This window comes from Rathayibacter sp. VKM Ac-2760 (assembly GCF_009834185.1).
Lineage (GTDB): Bacteria > Actinomycetota > Actinomycetes > Actinomycetales > Microbacteriaceae > Rathayibacter.
In genome coordinates, this window is sequence record NZ_CP047173.1 from 1,533,281 (window position 1) to 1,555,464 (window position 22,184).

The window sequence follows — 22,184 nt, forward strand, 5'->3', positions numbered from 1 at the left end:
TCAACACTTGACTCCACATCAGGGGCGACGGTCCCGCCGCGCTACCCTGGACGGGTGACCGATCAGGACTTCCGCGGATCCGCGACCGCACCCGCGCTCGACCCCTCCTTCGAGAACGTCTGGGACGAGCTCGTCTGGCGCGGCGCGGTCCACGTCTCCACCGATGCGGTGGCCCTCCGCGAGCTCCTGGCCGGAGACCCGATCACCTACTACTGCGGCTTCGACCCCACCGCGCCGAGCCTGCACCTGGGCAACCTGGTCCAGCTGATCGTGCTGCGCCGGCTCCAGCTCGCCGGGCACCGGCCCCTCGGTCTCGTCGGCGGATCGACCGGCCTGATCGGAGACCCGCGGCCGACCGCGGAGCGCACCCTCAACTCCCGCGAGACCGTGGTCGAGTGGGTGTCCCGCCTGCAGGCGCAGGTGTCGCGGTTCCTCTCGACCGAGGGGGAGAACCCGCTGCGGCTGGTGAACAACCTGGACTGGACGGCGCCGCTGTCGGCGATCGACTTCCTCCGGGAGATCGGCAAGCACTTCCGGGTGGGTACGATGCTCAAGAAGGATGCGGTCAGCGCGCGTCTGAACTCCGACGCGGGGATCAGCTACACCGAGTTCAGCTACCAGATCCTGCAGGGGCTCGACTACCTCGAGCTCTACCGCCAGCACGGCTGCGTGCTGCAGACCGGCGGCAGCGACCAGTGGGGGAACCTGACCAGCGGCACGGATCTGATCCACCGCACCGAGGGGGTCTCGGTGCACGCCATCGGGACGCCGCTGGTGATGAACTCCGACGGGACGAAGTTCGGCAAGAGCGAGGGCAACGCGGTCTGGCTCGACCCCTCGCTCACCAGCCCGTACGCGTTCTACCAGTTCTGGCTCAACACCGACGACCGCGATGTCGCGGCCCGGCTGAAGACCTTCACGTACCTGCCCCGCGTCGAGATCGAGCGGCTGGAGTCGGCGAGTGTCGAGGCGCCGTTCAAGCGCGAGGCGCAGCGGGCACTGGCGAGCGAGGTCACCACCCTCGTGCACGGGGAGGCGGTGACGGCCTCGGTGATCGCGGCCTCGGCCGCGCTGTTCGGGCGCGGGTCGCTCGACTGCATCGATGCGGACATCCTGCGCGGAGCACTGCAGGCGGTGACGACGGTCGAGGCGACCGCGTCGACTCCGGTGGTGCAGGCCTTCGTGGAGGCCGGACTCGTCGCGAGTCTGGGTGAGGCCCGTCGAGCGATCGGCCAGCGCGGTCTCTCGGTGAACAACACCGCGGTGACGGACGATGCCGCCGTGCTCGGCGACCTCCCCCTGATCGACGGGATCGCCGTGCTGCGCCGCGGCAAGAAGAGCTTCGCCGGCGCCTTCGTCTCCTGACGCGGGCCCGGTCCGCCCCGCGGGGAGCCCGGATCGCGACACGCCCGGGCGACGAGCGATTTGCAGGGCCGCGAAACCTCGACGTAATGTAACTCCTCGTCAGCCCAAAGGAGCGGACAGCGAGAGTCGGATGCAGAGCATCGAGACCCGCCGGCCCCCCTCAAGCGATGACCATCCCCTCGCTCTCAAGCCTGTTAGAGATTCGTCTCTTGATGGCGGCGGATCGCGAGCGTAAGATGCAAAGCCTCCGCAGGACCCAGGTCCTCGGCTTCGGTGCACGGCCTCGGCTGCGCACGATGACGGCGAGACGATCTCCGGATCGGCCGCCGAGCATCACAGAGACGCCGACTTGACACGGCCTGCGGATGTGCTAAGTTAGTCGAGTTGCCACGGAGGCGATCGGGACTTCGGTTCTGATAAGCCTACCCGGTCTCGGCGACACGAACAAATCGACCAGCCGTCTGATTCAGGCCGGCTCTCGGTACGACTACTTCGATCACTTCCGTTGTGAAGCACCTTTTGTGGTGTGGAGGCGGGATGTGTCCGATTCTTGAGAACTCAACAGCGTGCACTATGTTCAATGCCAAATTTATAACCCCGTCCAGGTCTTGTGGCCTGGTTGGGTTCCTTTGGAAATTGATGTCAGTAATGATGTCTTATTTGCTAGAGGTCAAACTTGAGCGTCTTCTCTTCGGGGTTGATGTTCGTAATTTTTTTACGGAGAGTTTGATCCTGGCTCAGGACGAACGCTGGCGGCGTGCTTAACACATGCAAGTCGAACGATGAAGCCCAGCTTGCTGGGTGGATTAGTGGCGAACGGGTGAGTAACACGTGAGTAACCTGCCCTTGACTCTGGGATAAGCGCTGGAAACGGCGTCTAATACCGGATACGACCTGCCCCGGCATCGGGTGTGGGTGGAAAGTTTTTCGGTCAAGGATGGACTCGCGGCCTATCAGGTAGTTGGTGAGGTAATGGCTCACCAAGCCGACGACGGGTAGCCGGCCTGAGAGGGTGACCGGCCACACTGGGACTGAGACACGGCCCAGACTCCTACGGGAGGCAGCAGTGGGGAATATTGCACAATGGGCGAAAGCCTGATGCAGCAACGCCGCGTGGGGGATGACGGCCTTCGGGTTGTAAACCTCTTTTAGTAGGGAAGAAGGGCTTCGGCTTGACGGTACCTGCAGAAAAAGCACCGGCTAACTACGTGCCAGCAGCCGCGGTAATACGTAGGGTGCAAGCGTTGTCCGGAATTATTGGGCGTAAAGAGCTCGTAGGCGGTTTGTCGCGTCTGCTGTGAAAACCCGAGGCTCAACCTCGGGCCTGCAGTGGGTACGGGCAGACTAGAGTGCGGTAGGGGAGAATGGAATTCCTGGTGTAGCGGTGGAATGCGCAGATATCAGGAGGAACACCGATGGCGAAGGCAGTTCTCTGGGCCGTTACTGACGCTGAGGAGCGAAAGCGTGGGGAGCGAACAGGATTAGATACCCTGGTAGTCCACGCCGTAAACGTTGGGAACTAGATGTGGGGACCTTTCCACGGTCTCCGTGTCGCAGCTAACGCATTAAGTTCCCCGCCTGGGGAGTACGGCCGCAAGGCTAAAACTCAAAGGAATTGACGGGGGCCCGCACAAGCGGCGGAGCATGCGGATTAATTCGATGCAACGCGAAGAACCTTACCAAGGCTTGACATATACCGGAAACTTCCAGAAATGGTTGCCCCGCAAGGTCGGTATACAGGTGGTGCATGGTTGTCGTCAGCTCGTGTCGTGAGATGTTGGGTTAAGTCCCGCAACGAGCGCAACCCTCGTTCTATGTTGCCAGCACGTTATGGTGGGAACTCATAGGAGACTGCCGGGGTCAACTCGGAGGAAGGTGGGGATGACGTCAAATCATCATGCCCCTTATGTCTTGGGCTTCACGCATGCTACAATGGCCGGTACAAAGGGCTGCGATACCGTAAGGTGGAGCGAATCCCAAAAAGCCGGTCTCAGTTCGGATTGAGGTCTGCAACTCGACCTCATGAAGTCGGAGTCGCTAGTAATCGCAGATCAGCAACGCTGCGGTGAATACGTTCCCGGGCCTTGTACACACCGCCCGTCAAGTCATGAAAGTCGGTAACACCCGAAGCCAGTGGCCTAACCGCAAGGAGGGAGCTGTCGAAGGTGGGATCGGTGATTAGGACTAAGTCGTAACAAGGTAGCCGTACCGGAAGGTGCGGCTGGATCACCTCCTTTCTAAGGAGCATCTGGACACCATGCGTTTTTAGCGTAGAGGTTGTTCCAGGCGCCAGATCAAAGCGAATGTCTTTGCTGGTAGCTCATGGGTGGAACATTGAACTGGGTGCAGGAAGAGATTCGTCTCGTGTCAGTACAGCCTTCGGGTTGGGAACGCACGGGGTGGGTGGGCGTCTGCACATGCACGCTGTTGGGTCCTGAGGGACCGGGCCGGCTGCTCCTTCGGGGGTGGTTGGGTCTCGACTCTCTTGGATCCTTTTTCCACGCCTGGGTGTGTGGGGGAGGGATACCGCCCGTATTTTGAGAACTACACAGTGGACGCGAGCATCTTAGACTCGGGCAGCCTTTGCGGGTTGTTCGGGTCGACAAGATTCGCAAGGAGCAGCCTTCGGGTTGTGTTCTTGCCAATCATTGGATCTGCAACTTTTCGAGTTGTGGTTTCTTAAACTCATGTGATTTTCAAGTTTTTAAGAGCAAACGGTGAATGCCTTGGCATCTGGAGCCGAAGAAGGACGTCGTAATCTGCGATAAGCCTCGGGGAGCTGATAAACGAGCTGTGATCCGAGGATTTCCGAATGGGGAAACCCCGCCAGGCCCCTTGTGGTGACCTGGTGACTCCCGCCTGAATATATAGGGCGGGTAGAGGGAACGTGGGGAAGTGAAACATCTCAGTACCCACAGGAAGAGAAAACAACAGTGATTCCGTCAGTAGTGGCGAGCGAACGCGGAAGAGGCTAAACCGAATCATGTGTGATACCCGGCAGGGGTTGCATGGTCGGGGTTGTGGGACTTTTCGTTGTGTTCTGCCGAGCACTGAACGTTACAGCGCATCATAGACGAACAGGTTTGAATGCCTGGCCAGAGCGGGTGCGAGCCCCGTAGTCGAAATGGTGTTATGGCGTGAAGAGTATCCCAAGTAGCACGGGGCCCGAGAAATCCCGTGTGAATCTGTCAGGACCACCTGATAAGCCTAAATACTCCCAGATGACCGATAGCGGACAAGTACCGTGAGGGAAAGGTGAAAAGTACCCCGGGAGGGGAGTGAAATAGTACCTGAAACCGTTTGCTTACAAACCGTCGGAGCTCCCATGTTGGGGTGACGGCGTGCCTTTTGAAGAATGAGCCTGCGAGTTAGTGCTCTGTGGCGAGGTTAACCCGTGTGGGGCAGCCGTAGCGAAAGCGAGTCCGAATAGGGCGATTCAGTCGCAGGGTCTAGACCCGAAGCGAAGTGATCTATCCATGGCCAGGTTGAAGCGACGGTAAGACGTCGTGGAGGACCGAACCCACTTCAGTTGAAAATGGAGGGGATGAGCTGTGGATAGGGGTGAAAGGCCAATCAAACTTCGTGATAGCTGGTTCTCTCCGAAATGCATTTAGGTGCAGCGTTGCGTGTTTCTTGCCGGAGGTAGAGCTACTGGATGGCCGATGGGGCCCAAAAGCTTACTGACGTCAGCCAAACTCCGAATGCCGGTAAGTGAGAGCGCAGCAGTGAGACTGTGGGGGATAAGCTTCATAGTCGAGAGGGAAACAACCCAGACCACCAACTAAGGTCCCTAAGCGCGTGCTAAGTGGGAAAGGATGTGGAGTTGCACAGACAACCAGGAGGTTGGCTTAGAAGCAGCCACCCTTGAAAGAGTGCGTAATAGCTCACTGGTCAAGTGATTCCGCGCCGACAATGTAACGGGGCTCAAGCACGCCACCGAAGTTGTGGCATTGACATTAGTGGTAGGCCTTCGTGGTCCAGCCGTGTTGATGGGTAGGAGAGCGTCGTGTGGCGAGTGAAGCGGCGGTGTGAACCAGCCGTGGACGCCACACGAGTGAGAATGCAGGCATGAGTAGCGAAAGACGGGTGAGAAACCCGTCCTCCGGAAGACCAAGGGTTCCAGGGTCAAGCTAATCTTCCCTGGGTAAGTCGGGACCTAAGGCGAGGCCGACAGGCGTAGTCGATGGACAACGGGTTGATATTCCCGTACCGGCGAAGAACCGCCCAAGACAATCCAGTAGTGCTAAGCATCTGAATCCCTGTGATGGATCCCTTCGGGGTGAAGCGTTGGGCCTAGCGTGCGACCCCGTGCTGGTGCGTTTAGCGTATTAACAGGTGTGACGCAGGAAGGTAGCCGAGCCGGGCGATGGTTGTCCCGGTCTAAGGATGTAGGGCGAACGATAGGCAAATCCGTCGTTCACACAGCCTGAGATCTGATGGGTAGACGCAAGTCGAAATCGGTGATCCTATGCTGCCAAGAAAAGCATCGACGCGAGGTTCTAGCTGCCCGTACCCCAAACCGACTCAGGTGGTCAGGTAGAGAATACTAAGGAGATCGAGAGAATCGTGGTTAAGGAACTCGGCAAAATGCCCCCGTAACTTCGGGAGAAGGGGGGCCTGAGGCGTGAACGGACTTGCTCCGGGAGCGTTCGATGGCCGCAGAGACCAGTGGGAAGCGACTGTTTACTAAAAACACAGGTCCGTGCTAAGTCGCAAGACGATGTATACGGACTGACGCCTGCCCGGTGCTGGAAGGTTAAGAGGAACGGTTAGCCGCAAGGCGAAGCTGAGAATTTAAGCCCCAGTAAACGGCGGTGGTAACTATAACCATCCTAAGGTAGCGAAATTCCTTGTCGGGTAAGTTCCGACCTGCACGAATGGCGTAACGACTTCCCAGCTGTCTCAACCGCGAACTCGGCGAAATTGCATTACGAGTAAAGATGCTCGTTACGCGCAGCAGGACGGAAAGACCCCGTGACCTTTACTATAGTTTGGTATTGGTGTTCGGTGTGGCTTGTGTAGGATAGGTGGGAGACTGTGAAGCGGGCACGCTAGTGTTCGTGGAGTCATTGTTGAAATACCACTCTGGTCACTCTGGATATCTAACTTCGGACCCTAATCGGGTTCAGGGACAGTGCCTGATGGGTAGTTTAACTGGGGCGGTTGCCTCCTAAAGAGTAACGGAGGCGCCCAAAGGTTCCCTCAACCTGGTTGGCAATCAGGTGTCGAGTGTAAGTGCACAAGGGAGCTTGACTGTGAGACTGACAAGTCGAGCAGGGACGAAAGTCGGGACTAGTGATCCGGCAGTGGCTTGTGGAAGCGCTGTCGCTCAACGGATAAAAGGTACCTCGGGGATAACAGGCTGATCTTGCCCAAGAGTCCATATCGACGGCATGGTTTGGCACCTCGATGTCGGCTCGTCGCATCCTGGGGCTGGAGTAGGTCCCAAGGGTTGGGCTGTTCGCCCATTAAAGCGGTACGCGAGCTGGGTTTAGAACGTCGTGAGACAGTTCGGTCCCTATCCGCTGCGCGCGCAGGAAATTTGAGAAGATCTATCCCTAGTACGAGAGGACCGGGATGGACGAACCTCTGGTGTGTCAGTTGTTCCGCCAGGAGCACCGCTGATTAGCTACGTTCGGAACGGATAACCGCTGAAAGCATCTAAGCGGGAAGCCGGCTTCGAGATGAGATTTCCATCCCTTCGGGGGAGAGGCTCCCAGCCAGACGACTGGGTTGATAGGCCGGATGTGGAAGACAGGACTAAAGACTGTCGGAGCTGACCGGTACTAATAAGCCGATAACTTGATAATCACTACACTCATACCGTTGTAAAGGCTGGTAGGAGTGGTCAGAGATTGCTTGCGTCCACTTTGTGGTTCCCAGAATACGGGCTCCATACCGCGGGTCGTGTTCGCAAAGACACGATCCGCACACCGCGCTCGACATGTTCGGGGCGGACAACAGAACACACGCATGACGTGTGACCCAGATTTGACCACCACCACGCCGGAAGGCTGGCGGTTGCGTCTAGAAGGGTTACGGCGGCCATAGCGAGAGGGAAACGCCCGGTCACATTCCGAACCCGGAAGCTAAGACTCTCAGCGCCGATGGTACTGCAGGGGGGACCCTGTGGGAGAGTAGGACACCGCCGGACACCAATTCACGATGGCCACCCAGAAATGGGTGGCCGTCGCTGTTTAACCATAGGTTCTCCAGGAGAGCCGTCAGTCGCTCGATGCGGCGCCGTGAGGAGTGACGATGTCCGAGGACCGTGCATCCGGAAGCGAGAGCGTCGAGCTCGGCGATCGTCTCGACGACATCGAGCGGTCGGCCCTCGCGTCACGGGCGGCCGCCTACGCCGAGGTGCAGGAGCAGCTCCGGGTCCGGCTCGAGGGCGGGGACTCCGCACGATGACCCACGCCGAGGACCAGCGGCTCGACAGCGCACTCGCCACCAGGGGCATCGCCCGGTCGCGAGTGCATGCCGCTCGACTGATCGCCGATGGCGTCGTCACCGTGGACGGTGCGCCGGCGCTCAAGCCCTCGATCCGGGTGCGGCCCGAGCAGGACATCGCCGTCGCCTCCCTCGACCACTACGTCAGCCGAGCGGCGCACAAGCTGATCGCTGCGCTAGACACCTTCCGAAGCGTGCGGGTCGACGGCGCGATGGCCCTCGATGTCGGCGCGTCCACCGGAGGCTTCTCGCAGGTGCTCCTCGAGCGCGGCGTCGCCTCCGTCATCGCGCTCGACGTCGGCCACGGCCAGCTCGCGCCGAGGATCCGCTCCGACGACCGGGTGAGCGTGGTCGAGGGCTTCAATGCACGGGAGATGACGACGGAGTCGCTCGCGGCTGCGGCGGGGACCGACACCGTGCCGGACCTGGTCGTCGCCGACGTCTCCTTCATCTCCCTGTCGATGGTGCTGCCCGCGGTCGCGGCCTCCGTCGCGTCGACCGCCGACTTCGTCGTGCTGGTGAAGCCGCAGTTCGAGGTGGGGCGCCTGGGCATCAAGGAGGGGATCGTCCGTGATCCCGAGCTCCGGCGCGAGGCGCTCTCGGACGTGCTCTGGTCCGCCTGGGACGTGGGACTCGGAGTGGCCGGACTGATCGAGTCACCGCTCCCGGGTGGCGCTGGGAATCAGGAGTATCTGGCACACCTCCACCGCGACCGCGGAACGATTCCGACAGAATGGAGGGACGCGGTCACCGCGCTCACCACCGGATGACGCGACCGTGTCCGCCGCCGTCGATCGACCCGAAGGACACCTTCTCGATGCAGTCCCCTCCTGGCGAGCGCAACATCCTCGTCATCGCCCACACCGGACGGGCGGACTCCCTCGATGCGGCGATCCTCGTGGTGGAGCGCCTGCGCGGCTCCGGAGCCCGTCCCGTGCTCTGCGCCGACGACAAGGGCGACATCGTCCGGGCGGCCTCCGACCTCTCCGACGTCGCCGTTCTCGGCGCCGACGTGCCGCTCGACGCGATCGAGCTGGTCTTCGTCCTGGGCGGCGACGGCACCATCCTCCGTGCGGCCGAGATCGCCCGCACCGGCACGGCTCCGCTGCTCGGGGTCAATCTCGGGCACGTGGGCTTCCTCGCCGAGAGCGAGCGCGACGACCTCGACGACGCGGTCGCGCGCGCCCTCGACGGCGACTACCGGGTCGAGGAGCGGATGACCCTGCAGGTCCGGGTGAAGATCGAGGACGCCGTGGTCTACGAGACCTGGGCGCTGAACGAGGCGACCGTCGAGAAGGCGAGCCGCGAGCGGATGCTCGAGGTCATGGTCGGTGTCGACGGGCGCCCGCTGTCCAGCTTCGGCTGCGACGGCATCGTCGTGTCCACGCCGACCGGGTCGACCGCGTACGCGTTCTCCGGTGGAGGGCCCGTCGTCTGGCCGACGCTCGACGCGATGCTGCTCGTCCCGCTCAGCGCGCACGCCCTCTTCGCCCGGCCGCTCGTGGTCGGGCCCGACTCGAGCCTCGCGGTCGAGGTGAAGGAGCGCACCGACGGCGTCGGCGTGCTCTGGGCCGACGGCCGGCGCACCTACGAGCTGCCGCCCGGCGCACGCGTGGTCTTCCGCCGTTCGCCGGTGCCGGTGCGCTTCGCCCGCCTGCACGACGCCCCGTTCACCGATCGCCTGGTGCAGAAGTTCGGCCTCCCCATCCGCGGATGGCGGGGGTCGGCGGAGACGGAGTAGCCCCGATGCTCGAAGAGCTGCAGATCCGCGATCTCGGCGTGATCGCCGAGGCGACCCTCCCGCTCGGACCCGGCTTCACCGCGGTGACCGGCGAGACCGGCGCGGGCAAGACCATGGTCGTGACCGCGCTCGGACTCGTGCTCGGTGCGCGCTCCGACGCCTCGGCGGTGCGCTCCGGCAGCAAGCAGGCCTGGGTGTCCGGTCGCTGGCTGGTGCCCGAGGAGGGAGCGGTCGCCGATCGCGTCCACGACGCCGGCGGTGACCTCGACGGGCCGGAGTTGCTGCTCGCGCGCTCCGTCTCGGCGGAGGGCCGTGGTCGAGCGGTCGTCGGCGGGCGCAGCGCACCGGTGAGCGTGCTCAGCGAGCTGGCGGACCAGCTCGTCGTCGTGCACGGGCAGTCCGATCAGATCCGGCTCCGCTCGGCCGCGGCACAGCGCGACGCGCTCGACCGGTTCGGCGGGCCCGAGCTGGGGGAGGCGCTGCGCGACTACGCGAGCGCCTTCGAGCGCTGGCGGGCCAACCGCGAGGAGCTGGACGGGCTGACCGTCGCCCGCGAGGCGCGGGCTCGCGAGGCGGAGCGGCTCCGCAGCGCCCTCGCCGAGATCGAGGGCGTCGCTCCGCAGCGCGGCGAGGACGTCGAGCTGTCGGCGCAGTCCGAGCGGCTCGGCAGCATCGAGCAGCTGCGGGTGTCGGCCGGCGAGGCGCGCGAGGCGATCTCCTCCGAGGAGCTCGACGGGCGCGACGCCCTGAGCCTGGTCGAGACCGCCCGCCGGGTGCTCGAGCGCGCGGCCGAGCACGACGCCGCCCTCGAGCCGCTGACGCAGACCCTCACGGAGGCGTCGGTGCTGCTCGGCGATGCGGCCGCCGGTCTCTCCTCCTATCTGGCCGAGCTCGACCTCGACGGGGCGCACGACCTGGAGCTGATCGAGAACCGCCGCGCCGAGCTCTCCGCGCTGGCGCGGACCTACGGGCCGACGCTCGACGACGTGCTCGACCTGGTCGACTCCTCCGGACTGCGCCTGCTCGAGCTCGACGGCGACGACGAGCGGATCGCGGCCCTCGAGGCCGACACCGCCGCGGACGCCGAGCTCGTCGACCGCCTCGCCGGCCGGCTCACCGAGCTGCGGACGGCCGCGGCCGCCGAGCTGGGCGACCGCGTCAGCGACGAGCTGACCGCGCTCGCGATGGCCGACGCCCGACTGCACGTGCGGGTCACCGCGCTCGGCGAGCCGGCGATGCACGGGCGGGACACCGTCGAGATGCTGCTCCAGCCGCACACCGGCGCGACGCCGCGGGCGCTCGCGAAGGGCGCGTCCGGTGGCGAGCTCTCGCGGGTGATGCTCGCGATCGAGGTCGTCGTGGCGGCCAACGATCCGGTGCCGACCTTCGTCTTCGACGAAGTGGACGCGGGAGTGGGCGGCGCGGCGGCGATCGAGATCGGCCGGCGACTCGCCCGGCTGGCCGAGACGTCGCAGGTGATCGTGGTCACCCACCTGGCGCAGGTCGCCGCGTTCGCGACGAACCACCTCCGGGTGGAGAAGGGGTCGGACGGCTCGGTCACGTCGAGCGCCGTGACCCAGCTCGACGCGGAGGAGCGGGTCTCCGAGATGGCACGGCTGCTCTCCGGGCTGACCGACTCCGAGAACGCTCTGGCGCACGCGCGCGAGCTGCTCGAGTCGAGCCGCCGGGGCTGATCCGGGGCCCGGGGGCGCCCCGGGCCCGTTCTGCTGTTACGGTGGAACCCCGTGGTGGACAATTCGAACTCGGGCCCTTCCTCTTCTCCTTCCGACACTTCTGCGGCCGGGCGCGACACCGCCCCCGCGAAGGTCACGAAGCACATCTTCGTCACGGGTGGCGTCGTCTCCTCGCTCGGCAAGGGCCTCACGGCCGCCAGCCTCGGCAACCTGCTCACCGCGCGCGGACTGCGCGTCGTGATGCAGAAGCTCGATCCGTACCTCAACGTGGATCCGGGAACGATGAACCCGTTCCAGCACGGCGAGGTCTTCGTCACCGACGACGGCGCCGAGACCGACCTCGACATCGGGCACTACGAGCGCTTCCTCGACATCAACCTGAACCAGGCCGCGAACGTCACCACCGGCCAGATCTACTCCCGCGTCATCGCCCGCGAGCGGGCCGGCGAGTACCTCGGCGACACGGTGCAGGTCATCCCGCACATCACGGACGAGATCAAGCGCCGCATGCGGCTGCAGGCCGAGGACGACCCGCAGCCCGACGTGATCATCACCGAGATCGGCGGCACGGTCGGCGACATCGAGTCGCAGCCCTTCATCGAGTCGGCCCGGCAGGTGCGCCACGAGCTCGGCCGCCGCAACGTCTTCTTCGTGCACGTGTCGCTCGTGCCGTTCATGGGCGCCTCCGGCGAGCAGAAGACCAAGCCGACGCAGCACTCCGTCGCCGCGCTGCGCTCGATCGGCATCCAGCCGGACGCGCTCGTGCTGCGCAGCGACCGCCCGGTGTCGGAGTCGAACAAGCGCAAGATCGCGCTGATGTGCGACGTCGACGAGCAGGCCGTGGTCAATGCGAAGGACGTCGCCTCGATCTACGAGATCCCCTCGATGCTCAACGAGCAGGGGCTCGACTCCTACATCATCGATCAGCTCGACCTCTCGGCCGGCGAGGTGGTCTGGGACGGCTGGTCGCAGCTGCTCGAGGCCGTGCACGAGCCCAAGCACGAGGTCACGATCGGCCTGGTCGGCAAGTACATCGACCTGCCCGACGCCTACCTCTCGGTGACGGAGGCGCTCCGGGCCGGCGGCTTCGCGCAGCAGACCAAGGTCGTGCTCCGCTGGATCGCGTCCGACGGACTCGAGGACCCGGAGGCCGCCGCGAAGGCGCTCTCGGACCTCGACGGCATCTGCGTGCCCGGCGGCTTCGGCATCCGCGGCATCGAGGGCAAGCTCGGCGCGCTGCGCTTCGCCCGTGAGAACGGCATCCCCACGCTCGGCCTGTGCCTCGGACTGCAGTGCATGGTGATCGAGTACGCCCGGAACGAGGCCGGTCTCGAGGGGGCGTCCTCGTCGGAGTTCGATCCGGAGACCGAGTTCCCGGTCATCGCGACGATGGCCGAGCAGGTCGAGATCCTCGCCTCCGGCGACATGGGCGGCACGATGCGCCTCGGTCTCTACCCGGCGGACCTCGCCGAGGGCTCGATCGTCGCCGAGGTCTACGGCGCCCCGCGGGCGTCGGAGCGGCACCGCCACCGCTACGAGGTGAACAACGGCTACCGCGACCGCATCGCCGAGGCCGGGCTCTGGTTCTCCGGCACCTCGCCGGACGGCAGCCTCGTCGAGTACGTCGAGCTGCCGCGCGACAAGCACCCCTACTACGTCGGCACGCAGGCGCACCCGGAGCTGCGCTCGCGGCCCAACAACGCGCACCCGCTCTTCCGGGGTCTCGTCACCGCGGCGCTCGAGCGCCAGGAGGCCTCGCGCCTGTTCCCCGCGTCCGAGGCCGGCTCGGATGACTGACGCGCGGGAGCCGCTCGCCGACGAGCTCGTCGAGCCGGAGATCCTCACCAGCGAGCGCGTCTTCGACGGCATGGTCTGGGGCGTCCGCGCCGAGACCTTCCGCTACGGCGACGGCGAGCTGCGCCGCGAGTTCCTCGACCACACGGGCGCCGTCGCGGTGCTCGCGCTGGACGACGAGGACCGGGTCGCGCTGATCAAGCAGTACCGCCACCCGGTGCGCACCCGCGAGTGGGAGATCCCGGCCGGCCTCCTCGACATCGAGGGGGAGGACGCGCTCTTGGCCGCGCAGCGCGAGCTGGGCGAGGAGATCGACGTGCAGGCCGCCCAGTGGGACCTGCTCTCCGAGTTCGCGACCTCGCCGGGCGGCAGCGACGAGGTGATCCGCATCTATCTGGCGCGCGATCTCTCCGCCACCGACGCCGTCTTCGCCCGCGAGGCGGAGGAGGCCGACATGGAGCTGCGCTGGGTCGCGCTCGACGAGGTCGTCGACGCGGTGCTCGCGCGCCGGGTGCAGAACCCGTCGCTCTGCCTCGCGGCGCTCGCGGCGCACGCCTTCCGCGCGCGCGGCTGGGCCGGGCTCGGCGACGCGAGCTCGCCGTGGACGCGGCACCCGCGGGCCCGCCGGGGGTGACCCCGGCCGCGATCGCCGACGCCTTCCTCCGGCAGGCGAGCGTCGAGCGCGGACTCTCCGCGCACACCATCGCGGCCTACCGCCGCGATCTCGGGCTGTACCTCGGCTGGCTGGAGGAGCGCGGGGTCGCGGATCTCGCCGCGCTGCGGCGCTCGGACGTGGGCGCGTTCGCGTCCTGGCTGGCCGCGCGCGCCGAGCGACCGCTCGCCGCGAGCTCGCGGGCGCGGATCCTCTCCAGCGTGCGCGGGCTGCACCGCTTCGCGCTCGAGGAGGGGCACGTCGCCGACGATGTCGCGCACGACGTGGTGCCGCCGAAGCTGCCGATGACGCTGCCGAAGGCGATCACGGTGGAGCAGATGGGTGCGCTGCTCGACGCGGCGCGGGGCGAAGAGCTCGCCGATCTGCGCGATCGGGCGCTGCTCGAGCTGCTCTACGCCACCGGGGCGCGGATCTCGGAGGCGGTGGACCTCTCCGTCGACGACGTCGTGGACTCGGAGGTGGTGCGACTGACGGGCAAGGGCTCGAAGCAGCGGATGGTGCCGCTGGGCAGTCTCGCGCGCGAGGCGGTCGAGGACTACCTGGTGCGGGCGCGGCCCGAGCTGTCGCGGCGCGGGCGGGCGACGCCGGCGCTCTTCCTCGGGGTGCGCGGGAACCGGCTGTCGCGGCAGAGCGCGTGGCTGCTGATCCGCGCGGTCGCGGAGAAGGCGGGGCTCGACCGGGAGATCTCACCGCACACGTTCCGGCACTCCTTCGCGACGCACCTGCTCGCGGGCGGGGCGGACGTGCGGGTGGTGCAGGAGCTGCTCGGGCACGCCTCGGTGGCGACGACGCAGATCTACACGCTGGTGACGGCGGACTCGCTGCGCGACGTGTACACGACGGCGCATCCGCGGGCGCGGCGCTGAGGGGCGGGTCTCGATAGGCCGTTGCGCGGATACTCGACCAGCATGGAGGGGCCGCTGGGCGGTCGGCGTGCTCGGGTCTCGATACGCCGCTGCGCGGATACTCGACCAGCAGGGCGTGGGCGGGGCGCCGCGGGGAGGGGCGGAGCCGCCGGTACACTCGACGGAGGCCGCGCGGGAGCGCACGCCGACACGGGAAGCGAGGCGACGCAGGTGACACGCAAGACGGACGACAAGGCCGAGCTCACCGGTCTCGAAGCCCCGGCGCTCGGCCCGACCGGCCGCCCCCTGCGCGACTTCCCGCTGCCCGTCGAGCTGACCGGCCACGGGCCCGCGCGCATCATCTCGCTCTGCAACCAGAAGGGCGGCGTCGGCAAGACGACGACGACCATCAACCTGGGTGCGACGCTCGCCGAGTACGGCCGCCGCGTGCTGGCCATCGACTTCGACCCGCAGGGCGCGCTGTCCGCGGGCCTCGGTGTCGCCACCTACGACGCGATCACGATCTACGACCTGCTGCTCGGCACCGTCAAGGACCCGAGCGAGGCGATCCGCCCCACCCGCGTCCCCGGCCTGGACATCATCCCCGCGAACATCGACCTGTCGGCCGCGGAGGTGCACCTCGTCAACGAGGTCGCCCGCGAGACGATCCTCGCCCGGGTGCTGCGCAAGGTCAGCGCCGACTACGACGTGATCCTGATCGACTGCCAGCCCTCGCTCGGACTGCTCACCGTGAACGCGCTGACCGCGAGCCACGGCGTGCTCATCCCGCTCGAGTGCGAGTTCTTCGCCCTGCGCGGCGTCGCCCTGCTGATCGAGACGATCGACAAGGTCCGCGACCGGCTGAACCCGGTGATCGAGCTCGACGGCATCCTGCCGACCATGTACGACTCGCGCACGCTGCACTCGCGCGAGGTGCTCGACCGCGTGGTCGACGCCTTCGGCGACAGCGTGCTCGAGACGGTGATCGGACGCACGGTGAAGTTCCCCGACGCGAGCGTGTCGGGGGTGCCGATCACGACGTTCGCGCCGGAGCACAACGCGGCGAAGGCGTACCGCAAGCTCGCCCGGGAGCTGATCTCGCGTGGCGCGGTCGCCTGAGGCGGTCCTGCCGCGCTCGGCGGACGTCGATCCCGCCCCGGCACCGCGCGGCTTCACCCTCGCCCTCTCGAACTTCGAGGGGCCGTTCGACCTGCTGCTGAGCCTCATCGCCAAGCAGCAGGTGGACATCACCGAGATCGCGCTGAGCGCGGTCACGGACGAGTTCCTCTCCTATCTGCACGGCATCGACACGGCCGAGGGCCTGGACCGCGCCTCGGAGTTCCTGGTCGTGGCGGCGACGCTGCTCGACCTGAAGATCGCCGGGCTGCTGCCGCAGGGCGAGCTGGTCGACGCGGAGGACGCGGCGATGCTCGAGGCGCGCGATCTGCTCTTCGCCCGGCTGCTGCAGTACCGCGCCTTCAAGCAGGTCTCGGCCTGGTTCGCCGAGCGGATCGACGCCGAGACCGGCCGGCACGTGCGGCAGGTGCCGCTCGAGGAGGAGTTCCGCGCGAAGAAGCCGGAGCTGGTCTGGACGCTCTCGCCCGAGGACTTCGCGGCGCTCGCCGCCGTCGCGCTCGCACCGCGGGAGATCCCGACGGTCGGGCTCGAGCACCTGCACGCGCCGCTGATCAGCATCCGCGAGCAGGCCGCGTACCTCGTGGCGATGCTCCGCGAGCGCACGACCGCGACGTTCGGCGAGCTGGTCGCCGACGCCGACGAGAAGGGCGTGATCGTCGCCCGCTTCATCGCCGTGCTCGAGCTCTACCGGCACGCCGCGATCGCCTTCGAGCAGCCGGAGCCGCTCGGCGAGCTGACGCTGCAGTGGGTGGCGGAGGACTGGAGCGACGCGAACCTCGCGCACCTGGGGGCCGACTATGACCGCTGAGAGCGCGGACGGCGTCGCCGGAGCAGGCACGGTCGCCTTCGAGATCGACCGCGCCGTCGAGGCGATCCTGATGATCGCCGACGAGCCGCAGTCGCTCGCCGCGCTCGCCACCGCCCTCTCGCGGCCGATCCCGGTGATCCGGCAGTCGGTCGAGCGGCTCGCCGCCGACTTCGACGGCGCGAACGGCGGCATCCGGCGCGGCTTCGAGCTGCGCGAGGTGGGCGGCGGCTGGCGGGTCTACGTGCGCCGCGAGTACGACTCCGTCGTCTCGGACTTCGTGCTGACCCAGAACCCGACCAAGCTGTCGCAGGCCGCACTCGAGACGCTCGCCGTCATCGCCTACAAGCAGCCGATCTCGCGCGGACAGGTCGCGCAGATCCGCGCGGTCAACGTCGACTCCGTCGCCCGCACCCTCCTCGGCCGCGGACTGATCGCGGAGGTCGGCAGCGACCCCGAGACCGGCGCGGTCCTCTACGGCACCACCGAGCAGCTGCTCGTCCATCTCGGCCTCGCCTCGCTCGACGAACTGCCGAAGATCTCCCCCCTACTGAGCGACGGACGGAACGGATTCGATGAGCGCGCCTGACAAGCCCGAGGGCGAACGACTGCAGAAGGTCCTCGCGGCCGCGGGGGTCGCCTCCCGCCGTGTGGTTGAGGAGATGATCGTCGCGCGCCGCATCCGCGTGAACGGCGAGGTCGCCGGCGAGCTCGGCCGCCGCATCGATCCCGCGAACGACCGGATCGAGGTCGACGGCGTGGCCGTGCAGCTGGACACCTCGCGCCGCTACGTGATGCTGAACAAGCCGGTCGGCGTGGTCAGCTCGCTGTCGGACGAGAACGGCCGTCCCGATCTGCGGACCTACACGCAGAACTTCGAGGAGCGGCTGTTCAACGTCGGCCGCCTCGACTCCGAGACCTCGGGGCTGCTGGTGCTGACGAACGACGGCGAGCTGGCGCACGTCCTCGCGCACCCGTCGTTCGGGGTGACCAAGACGTACATCGCGAAGGTGCACGGGCAGGTGCTGCCGCAGACGATCGCGGCGCTGACCGCCGGCGTCGAGCTGGAGGACGGCACGGTCGCGGCCGACAAGGCGCGGCTGCTCGGCCGGCCGGAGGGGCGCTCGAACGCGTCCCTCGTCGAGATCACGCTGCACTCGGGGCGCAACCGCGTCGTCCGGCGGATGATGGCGGCCGTGGGGCACCCCGTGCTCGAGCTGGTGCGCCGGCAGTTCGGACCTTTGCACCTCGGCTCGCTGCGCTCGGGCGACCTGCGCGATCTGACCCGCGAGGAGCTGGGCGCGCTGCTGACCATCTCGCGCCAGGGCGGTGAGGCGCCGGTGGAGAAGCCCGAGCCGACGCGCAAGGCGAGCGCGGGGGCTCGGCGGCCGCGACCGGAGACGGGCGGCGACCGGGCGGTCGAGGGGCGCGGGGAGCGGCGGAGCGAGGAGCGCTCGGTGCGGCGGTCGGAGGAGCGGCCCGTGCGTCGGTCGGACGACCGGCCGGAGCGTCGGTCGGACGACCGGCCTGTGCGGCGGTCCGAGGAGCGGCCGGAGCGCCGCTCCGACGACCGGGGGGAGCGGCGCTCGGACGAGCGCGCGCCCCGCGAGCGTCCCTCCGACGCCCTTCGCGCCGACGAGCGCGCGACGGCGCCGCAGGACCGGCGACGCCCCTCCACAGGGGCCGACCGCCCGGACTCCTCCGTTCGCCGCAGCGGCCAGGACAAGCGCCGTCGGCCTGATCGGTAGGCTGTCGGGGTGAACGAGCTCCTGCACCCCGCCCCGCCCGCGATGCGGACGACGGGGACGGTGCGGGTGGTCGGCTCGGGTCTGCTGGGTGCTTCCATCGGCCTCGGTCTCGCCTCGCGCGGGGTCGACGTCGTCCTCGACGACGCCTCGCCGGCCAGCCTCTCGCTCGCCATCGACTACGGGGCGGGTCGCGCCGCCTCCGCCGAGGACCGCCCCGCGCTGATCGTGGTCTGCGTGCCGCCGGACGTCGTCGCCGGCGTCGTCGAGCGCGAGCTGGCCGCGTTCCCGGAGGCGGTCGTCACCGACGTGGCGAGCGTCAAGATGCAGCCGCTGCGCGAGCTGCGTGCCCGCGGGCTCGACCTCAGCCGCTACATCGGCTCGCACCCGATGGCCGGCCGCGAGCGCGGCGGACCGGTCGCGGCACGCGGCGACCTCTTCGTCGGCCGCCCCTGGGTGATCTGCCGCGACGGCGAGACGCCCGCGGACGCGCTCGCCCGGGTCGAGGCGCTCGCGCTCGACCTCGGCGGCTCGATCATCGAGATGGGCCCGGAGGAGCACGACCGCTCGGTCGGTCTCGTCTCGCACGCGCCGCAGGTGATCTCGTCCCTGCTCGGGCAGCGCCTGGTCGACGCGCCGAACGACGCCCTGCGCCTCGCCGGGCAGGGGGTGCGCGACGTGTCCCGGCTCGCCGCCTCCGCACCGGAGCTGTGGGTGCAGATCCTCGGCGCGAACCGGGAGCACGTCGTCGCCGTGCTCGACGCCTTCCGCGACGACGTCGCCGCCGTCGCCGACGCGCTGCGCGACCTCGACGCGCCGGGCGCGCGCCGTCTGCTCGCCGAGCACCTCGCCGCGGGCAACGCCGGCGTCGCCCGCCTGCCCGGCAAGCACGGCCAGGACCAGCGCTTCTCCACCCTGATCGTCCTCGTCGACGACACCCCGGGCACCCTCGCCCGCCTCTTCGTCGAGATCGGCGAGGCCGGGGTCAACCTGGAGGACGTGCGCCTCGAGCACGCGGAGGGGCGCCGCGTGGGCCTCGCCGAGATCTCGGTGGTGCCGGAGGCCGTCGGCCCGCTGACCGAAGAACTGACCGCACGCGGCTGGAGGATCGCCGGATGAGCACCGAGCAGAACAGGCAGGAGGGCGGCTTGAACCGCATGACGCCCGCCCGTCGCGCGCAGCAGAGCATCCCGGAGGACGGGGGAGCGGCGCCGACGCGCGCCGACGGCTCCCGGCGGGACGAGGCGGCCGACTTCGGTGCCGCGGTCGTCGTCGCGATCGACGGCCCGGCCGGCAGCGGCAAGTCGAGCGTCTCGCGCGAGGCCGCCCGCCGGCTCGACTTCGAGTTCCTCGACACCGGGGCCGCCTACCGCGCTCTCGCGTGGCACGGCCTCGACACCGGGCTCGACTTCGCCGACGAGAACGCGATCGTCGACGCGCTCGACGGCTTCGACTACTCCATCGGCACCGACCCGGAGACCTACTCGGTCTGGGTCGGGCGCACGGAGGTGACCGCGGCGATCCGCGAGCCGCGCGTGACCGCGCAGGTCTCTGCCGTGGCGAAGGTCCCGGAGGTGCGCCGGCGGATCACGCTGCTGTTCCGCCGCATCATCGGCGAGACGCGCAAGGCGGGCATCATCGTCGAGGGCCGCGACATCACGACGGCGGTGGCGCCGAGTGCCGGGGTGCGGATCCTCCTCACGGCGAGCGAAGAGGCTAGGATGGCCAGGCGTTCGCGCGAGGTCACCACGCAATCCGCTGAGGCGACGGGTCAGGCACTGCGGTCCAGGGACCGCGCCGACTCCCAGGTGGTGGACTTCATGAACGCCGCAGACGGAGTCACTCTTCTCGACTCCACTCACCTCGACTTCGAGCAGACCGTCGATGCGGTCATCGCCGAGGTCCGAACTTCGAGAGCAAGGGCCGAGCATGGCACAGGACACGCACGTCGGTGACGACGAGCTGAACTTCGGAGACGACGACCTCGTCGAGCGCCTCGGCGACCTCGACGAGCAGCTCGCCTCCTCGCGCGCCCAGGCGCTGCGCAGCGGACTCGAGGACTACGACCTCGACGAGGAGGACCGCGACCTCCTCGAGTACGCGAGCGACGACCCCGACGAGGTGCGCTACCTCCCCGCGCTTCCGGTCGTGGCGATCGTCGGCCGGCCGAACGTGGGCAAGTCCGCGCTGGTCAACCGCATCATCGGCCGCCGCGAGGCCGTCGTCGAGGACACCCCGGGCGTCACCCGCGACCGCGTCTCGTACAAGGCCGACTGGCTCGACCGGCAATTCACCATCGTCGACACCGGCGGCTGGGAGCCCGACGCCCGCGGCATCGACGCCTCCGTCGCGATGCAGGCCGAGATCGCGATCGACCTCGCGGACGCCGTCATCTTCGTCGTCGACGCGAACGTCGGCGCGACCGCGACCGACGAGCACGTCGTGAAGCTGCTGCGCAAGACCAAGAAGCCGGTCTTCCTCGCCGCCAACAAGGTCGACGACGCGCGCCAGGAGCCGAACGCCGCGTCACTGTGGTCGCTCGGCCTCGGCGAGCCGTACCCCGTCTCGGCCGTGCACGGCCGCGGCGTCGCCGACCTGCTCGAGACGGTCCTGAAGACCCTGCCGCTCGAGTCGCTCGTCGCCAAGCGCGAGGTCGGCGGCCCGCGCCGCGTCGCGATCCTCGGCCGCCCGAACGTGGGCAAGTCGAGCCTGCTCAACAAGGCCGCTGGGGAGGAGCGGGTCGTCGTCAACGAGCTGGCCGGCACCACCCGCGACCCGGTGGACGAGCAGGTCGAGATCGCCGGCAAGATCTGGCGCTTCGTCGACACCGCCGGCATCCGCCGCCGCGTGCACCTGCAGCAGGGCGCGGACTTCTACGCGTCGCTGCGCACCTCGACCGCGCTCGAGAAGGCGGAGGTCGCGGTCGTCGTGATCGACGTCTCCGAGCCGATCTCGGAGCAGGACGTGCGGATCATCGACCTGGTGCTCGAATCGGGCCGCGCCCTCGTGCTCGCGTTCAACAAGTGGGACCTCCTCGACGACGAGCGCCGCCGCTACCTCGAGCGCGAGATCGAGAAGGACCTGGCGCACGTCGCCTGGGCGCCGCGCGTCAACATCTCGGCGAAGACGGGCCGCCACCTCGAGAAGCTCGTGCCCGCGCTCGAGCTCGCTCTCGAGTCGTGGGACACCCGCATCCCGACCGGCAAGTTCAACGCCTTCCTCGCCGAGCTCACCGCGGCGCACCCGCACCCGCTGCGCGGCGGCAAGCAGCCCCGCGTGCTGTTCGGCACCCAGGCGTCCTCGCGCCCGCCGACATTCGTGCTCTTCACCACCGGCTTCCTCGACCCGGGCTACCGTCGCTACATCGCGCGCCGCCTGCGCGAGATCTACGGCTTCCAGGGCTCGCCGGTGAACGTCAACATGCGCGTGCGGGAGAAGCGGGCGCGCTGACGGCTGCTTCTGCGGCGGCTCCGGCTCGTCGTTCTGCGTCCGGCTCGCGGGAATCCTCGGATCCCGCGAGCCGGACGTGTTTCTGCGTGCCGGAGGTGGGGCCTGTCGGGCGCTCGGCTCGTGGTTCGGGCTCCGGCTCGCCGGAATCGTCGGATTCGACGTGCCGGAGGTGACTTCGCGTGCCCGAGGCGGTGCGGCTTCTGATCGGGCTCGTGGTTCACGCTCGGGCTCGCTGAACTCGCGTGATCCGGCGTGCCGGAGGTGATTCCGCGTGCCGGAGGTCTGCCGTGGGGCTCGTCGGGGACGGGGTCTCGATACGCCGCTGCGCGGCTACTCGACCAGCAAGAGCGCGGCCACTCGACCGGCAGGAGCGCGGCTGCTCTACCGGCGGGAGTGCGGCTGCTCTACCGGCGGGAGTGCGGCTGCTCGACCGGCGGGAAGCCGAGGTTCCGCTCCCTGCTGATCGAGTAGCCCGCGCAGCG

The 22,184-nt window shown here is 67.7% G+C and carries 14 protein-coding genes, 3 rRNA genes and 1 pseudogene; all 18 read left to right on the forward strand.

Features of this window, described 5'->3' with window-relative positions; genetic code table 11:
• Window positions 1-54 precede the first annotated feature (54 nt).
• The 18 genes and pseudogenes from tyrS to der all read left to right on the forward strand — a co-directional run bounded on the left by tyrS (window position 55) and on the right by der (window position 21,702).
• Window positions 55-1,365, forward strand: a complete 1,311-nt coding sequence (tyrS, locus tag GSU72_RS21525; protein ID WP_159984367.1) for a tyrosine--tRNA ligase — start codon at window positions 55-57, stop codon at window positions 1,363-1,365.
• 714 nt (window positions 1,366-2,079) lie between these two features.
• Window positions 2,080-3,602, forward strand: a 16S ribosomal RNA gene (locus GSU72_RS06905).
• 457 nt (window positions 3,603-4,059) lie between these two features.
• Window positions 4,060-7,175 (forward strand): 23S ribosomal RNA (locus GSU72_RS06910).
• 227 nt (window positions 7,176-7,402) lie between these two features.
• Window positions 7,403-7,519 (forward strand): 5S ribosomal RNA (rrf, locus tag GSU72_RS06915).
• The 16S, 23S and 5S rRNA genes sit together here, the layout of an rRNA operon.
• A gap of 104 nt (window positions 7,520-7,623) precedes the next feature.
• The gene (locus tag GSU72_RS21195) at window positions 7,624-7,779 is read left to right on the forward strand and encodes a hypothetical protein (RefSeq protein WP_167306099.1); all 156 of its coding nucleotides are present in this window, start codon (window positions 7,624-7,626) and stop codon (window positions 7,777-7,779) included.
• Window positions 7,776-8,588, forward strand: a complete 813-nt coding sequence (locus GSU72_RS06920; RefSeq protein WP_159984368.1) for a TlyA family RNA methyltransferase — start codon at window positions 7,776-7,778, stop codon at window positions 8,586-8,588. The genes GSU72_RS21195 and GSU72_RS06920 overlap by 4 nt, the downstream gene beginning before the upstream one ends.
• Before the next feature lie 47 nt (window positions 8,589-8,635).
• Window positions 8,636-9,559, forward strand: a complete 924-nt coding sequence (locus GSU72_RS06925; protein ID WP_159984369.1) for an NAD kinase — start codon at window positions 8,636-8,638, stop codon at window positions 9,557-9,559.
• Window positions 9,560-9,564: 5 nt separating this feature from the next.
• On the forward strand, window positions 9,565-11,253 hold the full coding sequence (gene recN / locus GSU72_RS06930; RefSeq protein WP_159984370.1) for a DNA repair protein RecN: 1,689 nt from the start codon (window positions 9,565-9,567) through the stop codon (window positions 11,251-11,253).
• Window positions 11,254-11,397: 144 nt separating this feature from the next.
• On the forward strand, window positions 11,398-13,050 hold the full coding sequence (locus GSU72_RS06935; RefSeq protein WP_244256097.1) for a CTP synthase: 1,653 nt from the start codon (window positions 11,398-11,400) through the stop codon (window positions 13,048-13,050).
• Window positions 13,043-13,681 (forward strand): NUDIX hydrolase, encoded by a 639-nt coding sequence (locus tag GSU72_RS06940; protein WP_159984371.1) that lies wholly within the window; start codon window positions 13,043-13,045, stop codon window positions 13,679-13,681. The genes GSU72_RS06935 and GSU72_RS06940 overlap by 8 nt, the downstream gene beginning before the upstream one ends.
• Window positions 13,648-14,586: a site-specific tyrosine recombinase XerD gene (gene xerD, locus GSU72_RS06945; RefSeq protein ID WP_244256024.1), complete on the forward strand. Its 939-nt coding sequence runs from the start codon at window positions 13,648-13,650 to the stop codon at window positions 14,584-14,586. Before GSU72_RS06940 ends, xerD begins: the two co-directional genes overlap by 34 nt.
• A gap of 210 nt (window positions 14,587-14,796) precedes the next feature.
• On the forward strand, window positions 14,797-15,684 hold the full coding sequence (locus GSU72_RS06950) for a ParA family protein (protein ID WP_159984372.1): 888 nt from the start codon (window positions 14,797-14,799) through the stop codon (window positions 15,682-15,684).
• A gap of 7 nt (window positions 15,685-15,691) precedes the next feature.
• Complete coding sequence (locus GSU72_RS06955) at window positions 15,692-16,510, forward strand: ScpA family protein (RefSeq protein ID WP_244256098.1); 819 nt, start codon at window positions 15,692-15,694, stop codon at window positions 16,508-16,510.
• Window positions 16,500-17,096 (forward strand): SMC-Scp complex subunit ScpB, encoded by a 597-nt coding sequence (gene scpB, locus GSU72_RS06960; protein ID WP_159984374.1) that lies wholly within the window; start codon window positions 16,500-16,502, stop codon window positions 17,094-17,096. The genes GSU72_RS06955 and scpB overlap by 11 nt, the downstream gene beginning before the upstream one ends.
• Window positions 17,083-17,832: pseudogene (locus GSU72_RS21530) on the forward strand (pseudouridine synthase); the annotation flags it as partial. The gene scpB and the pseudogene GSU72_RS21530, both read left to right, overlap by 14 nt.
• Before the next feature lie 465 nt (window positions 17,833-18,297).
• The gene (locus GSU72_RS06970) at window positions 18,298-19,371 is read left to right on the forward strand and encodes a prephenate dehydrogenase (RefSeq protein ID WP_159986705.1); all 1,074 of its coding nucleotides are present in this window, start codon (window positions 18,298-18,300) and stop codon (window positions 19,369-19,371) included.
• Window positions 19,368-20,207, forward strand: coding sequence for a (d)CMP kinase (cmk, locus tag GSU72_RS06975; RefSeq protein ID WP_244256025.1), 840 nt, complete (start codon window positions 19,368-19,370; stop codon window positions 20,205-20,207). Before GSU72_RS06970 ends, cmk begins: the two co-directional genes overlap by 4 nt.
• Window positions 20,182-21,702 carry a ribosome biogenesis GTPase Der gene (gene der / locus GSU72_RS06980; RefSeq protein WP_159984376.1) on the forward strand — a complete coding sequence of 507 codons (1,521 nt, stop codon included), beginning with the start codon at window positions 20,182-20,184 and terminating at the stop codon, window positions 21,700-21,702. The genes cmk and der overlap by 26 nt, the downstream gene beginning before the upstream one ends.
• Window positions 21,703-22,184 lie beyond the last annotated feature (482 nt).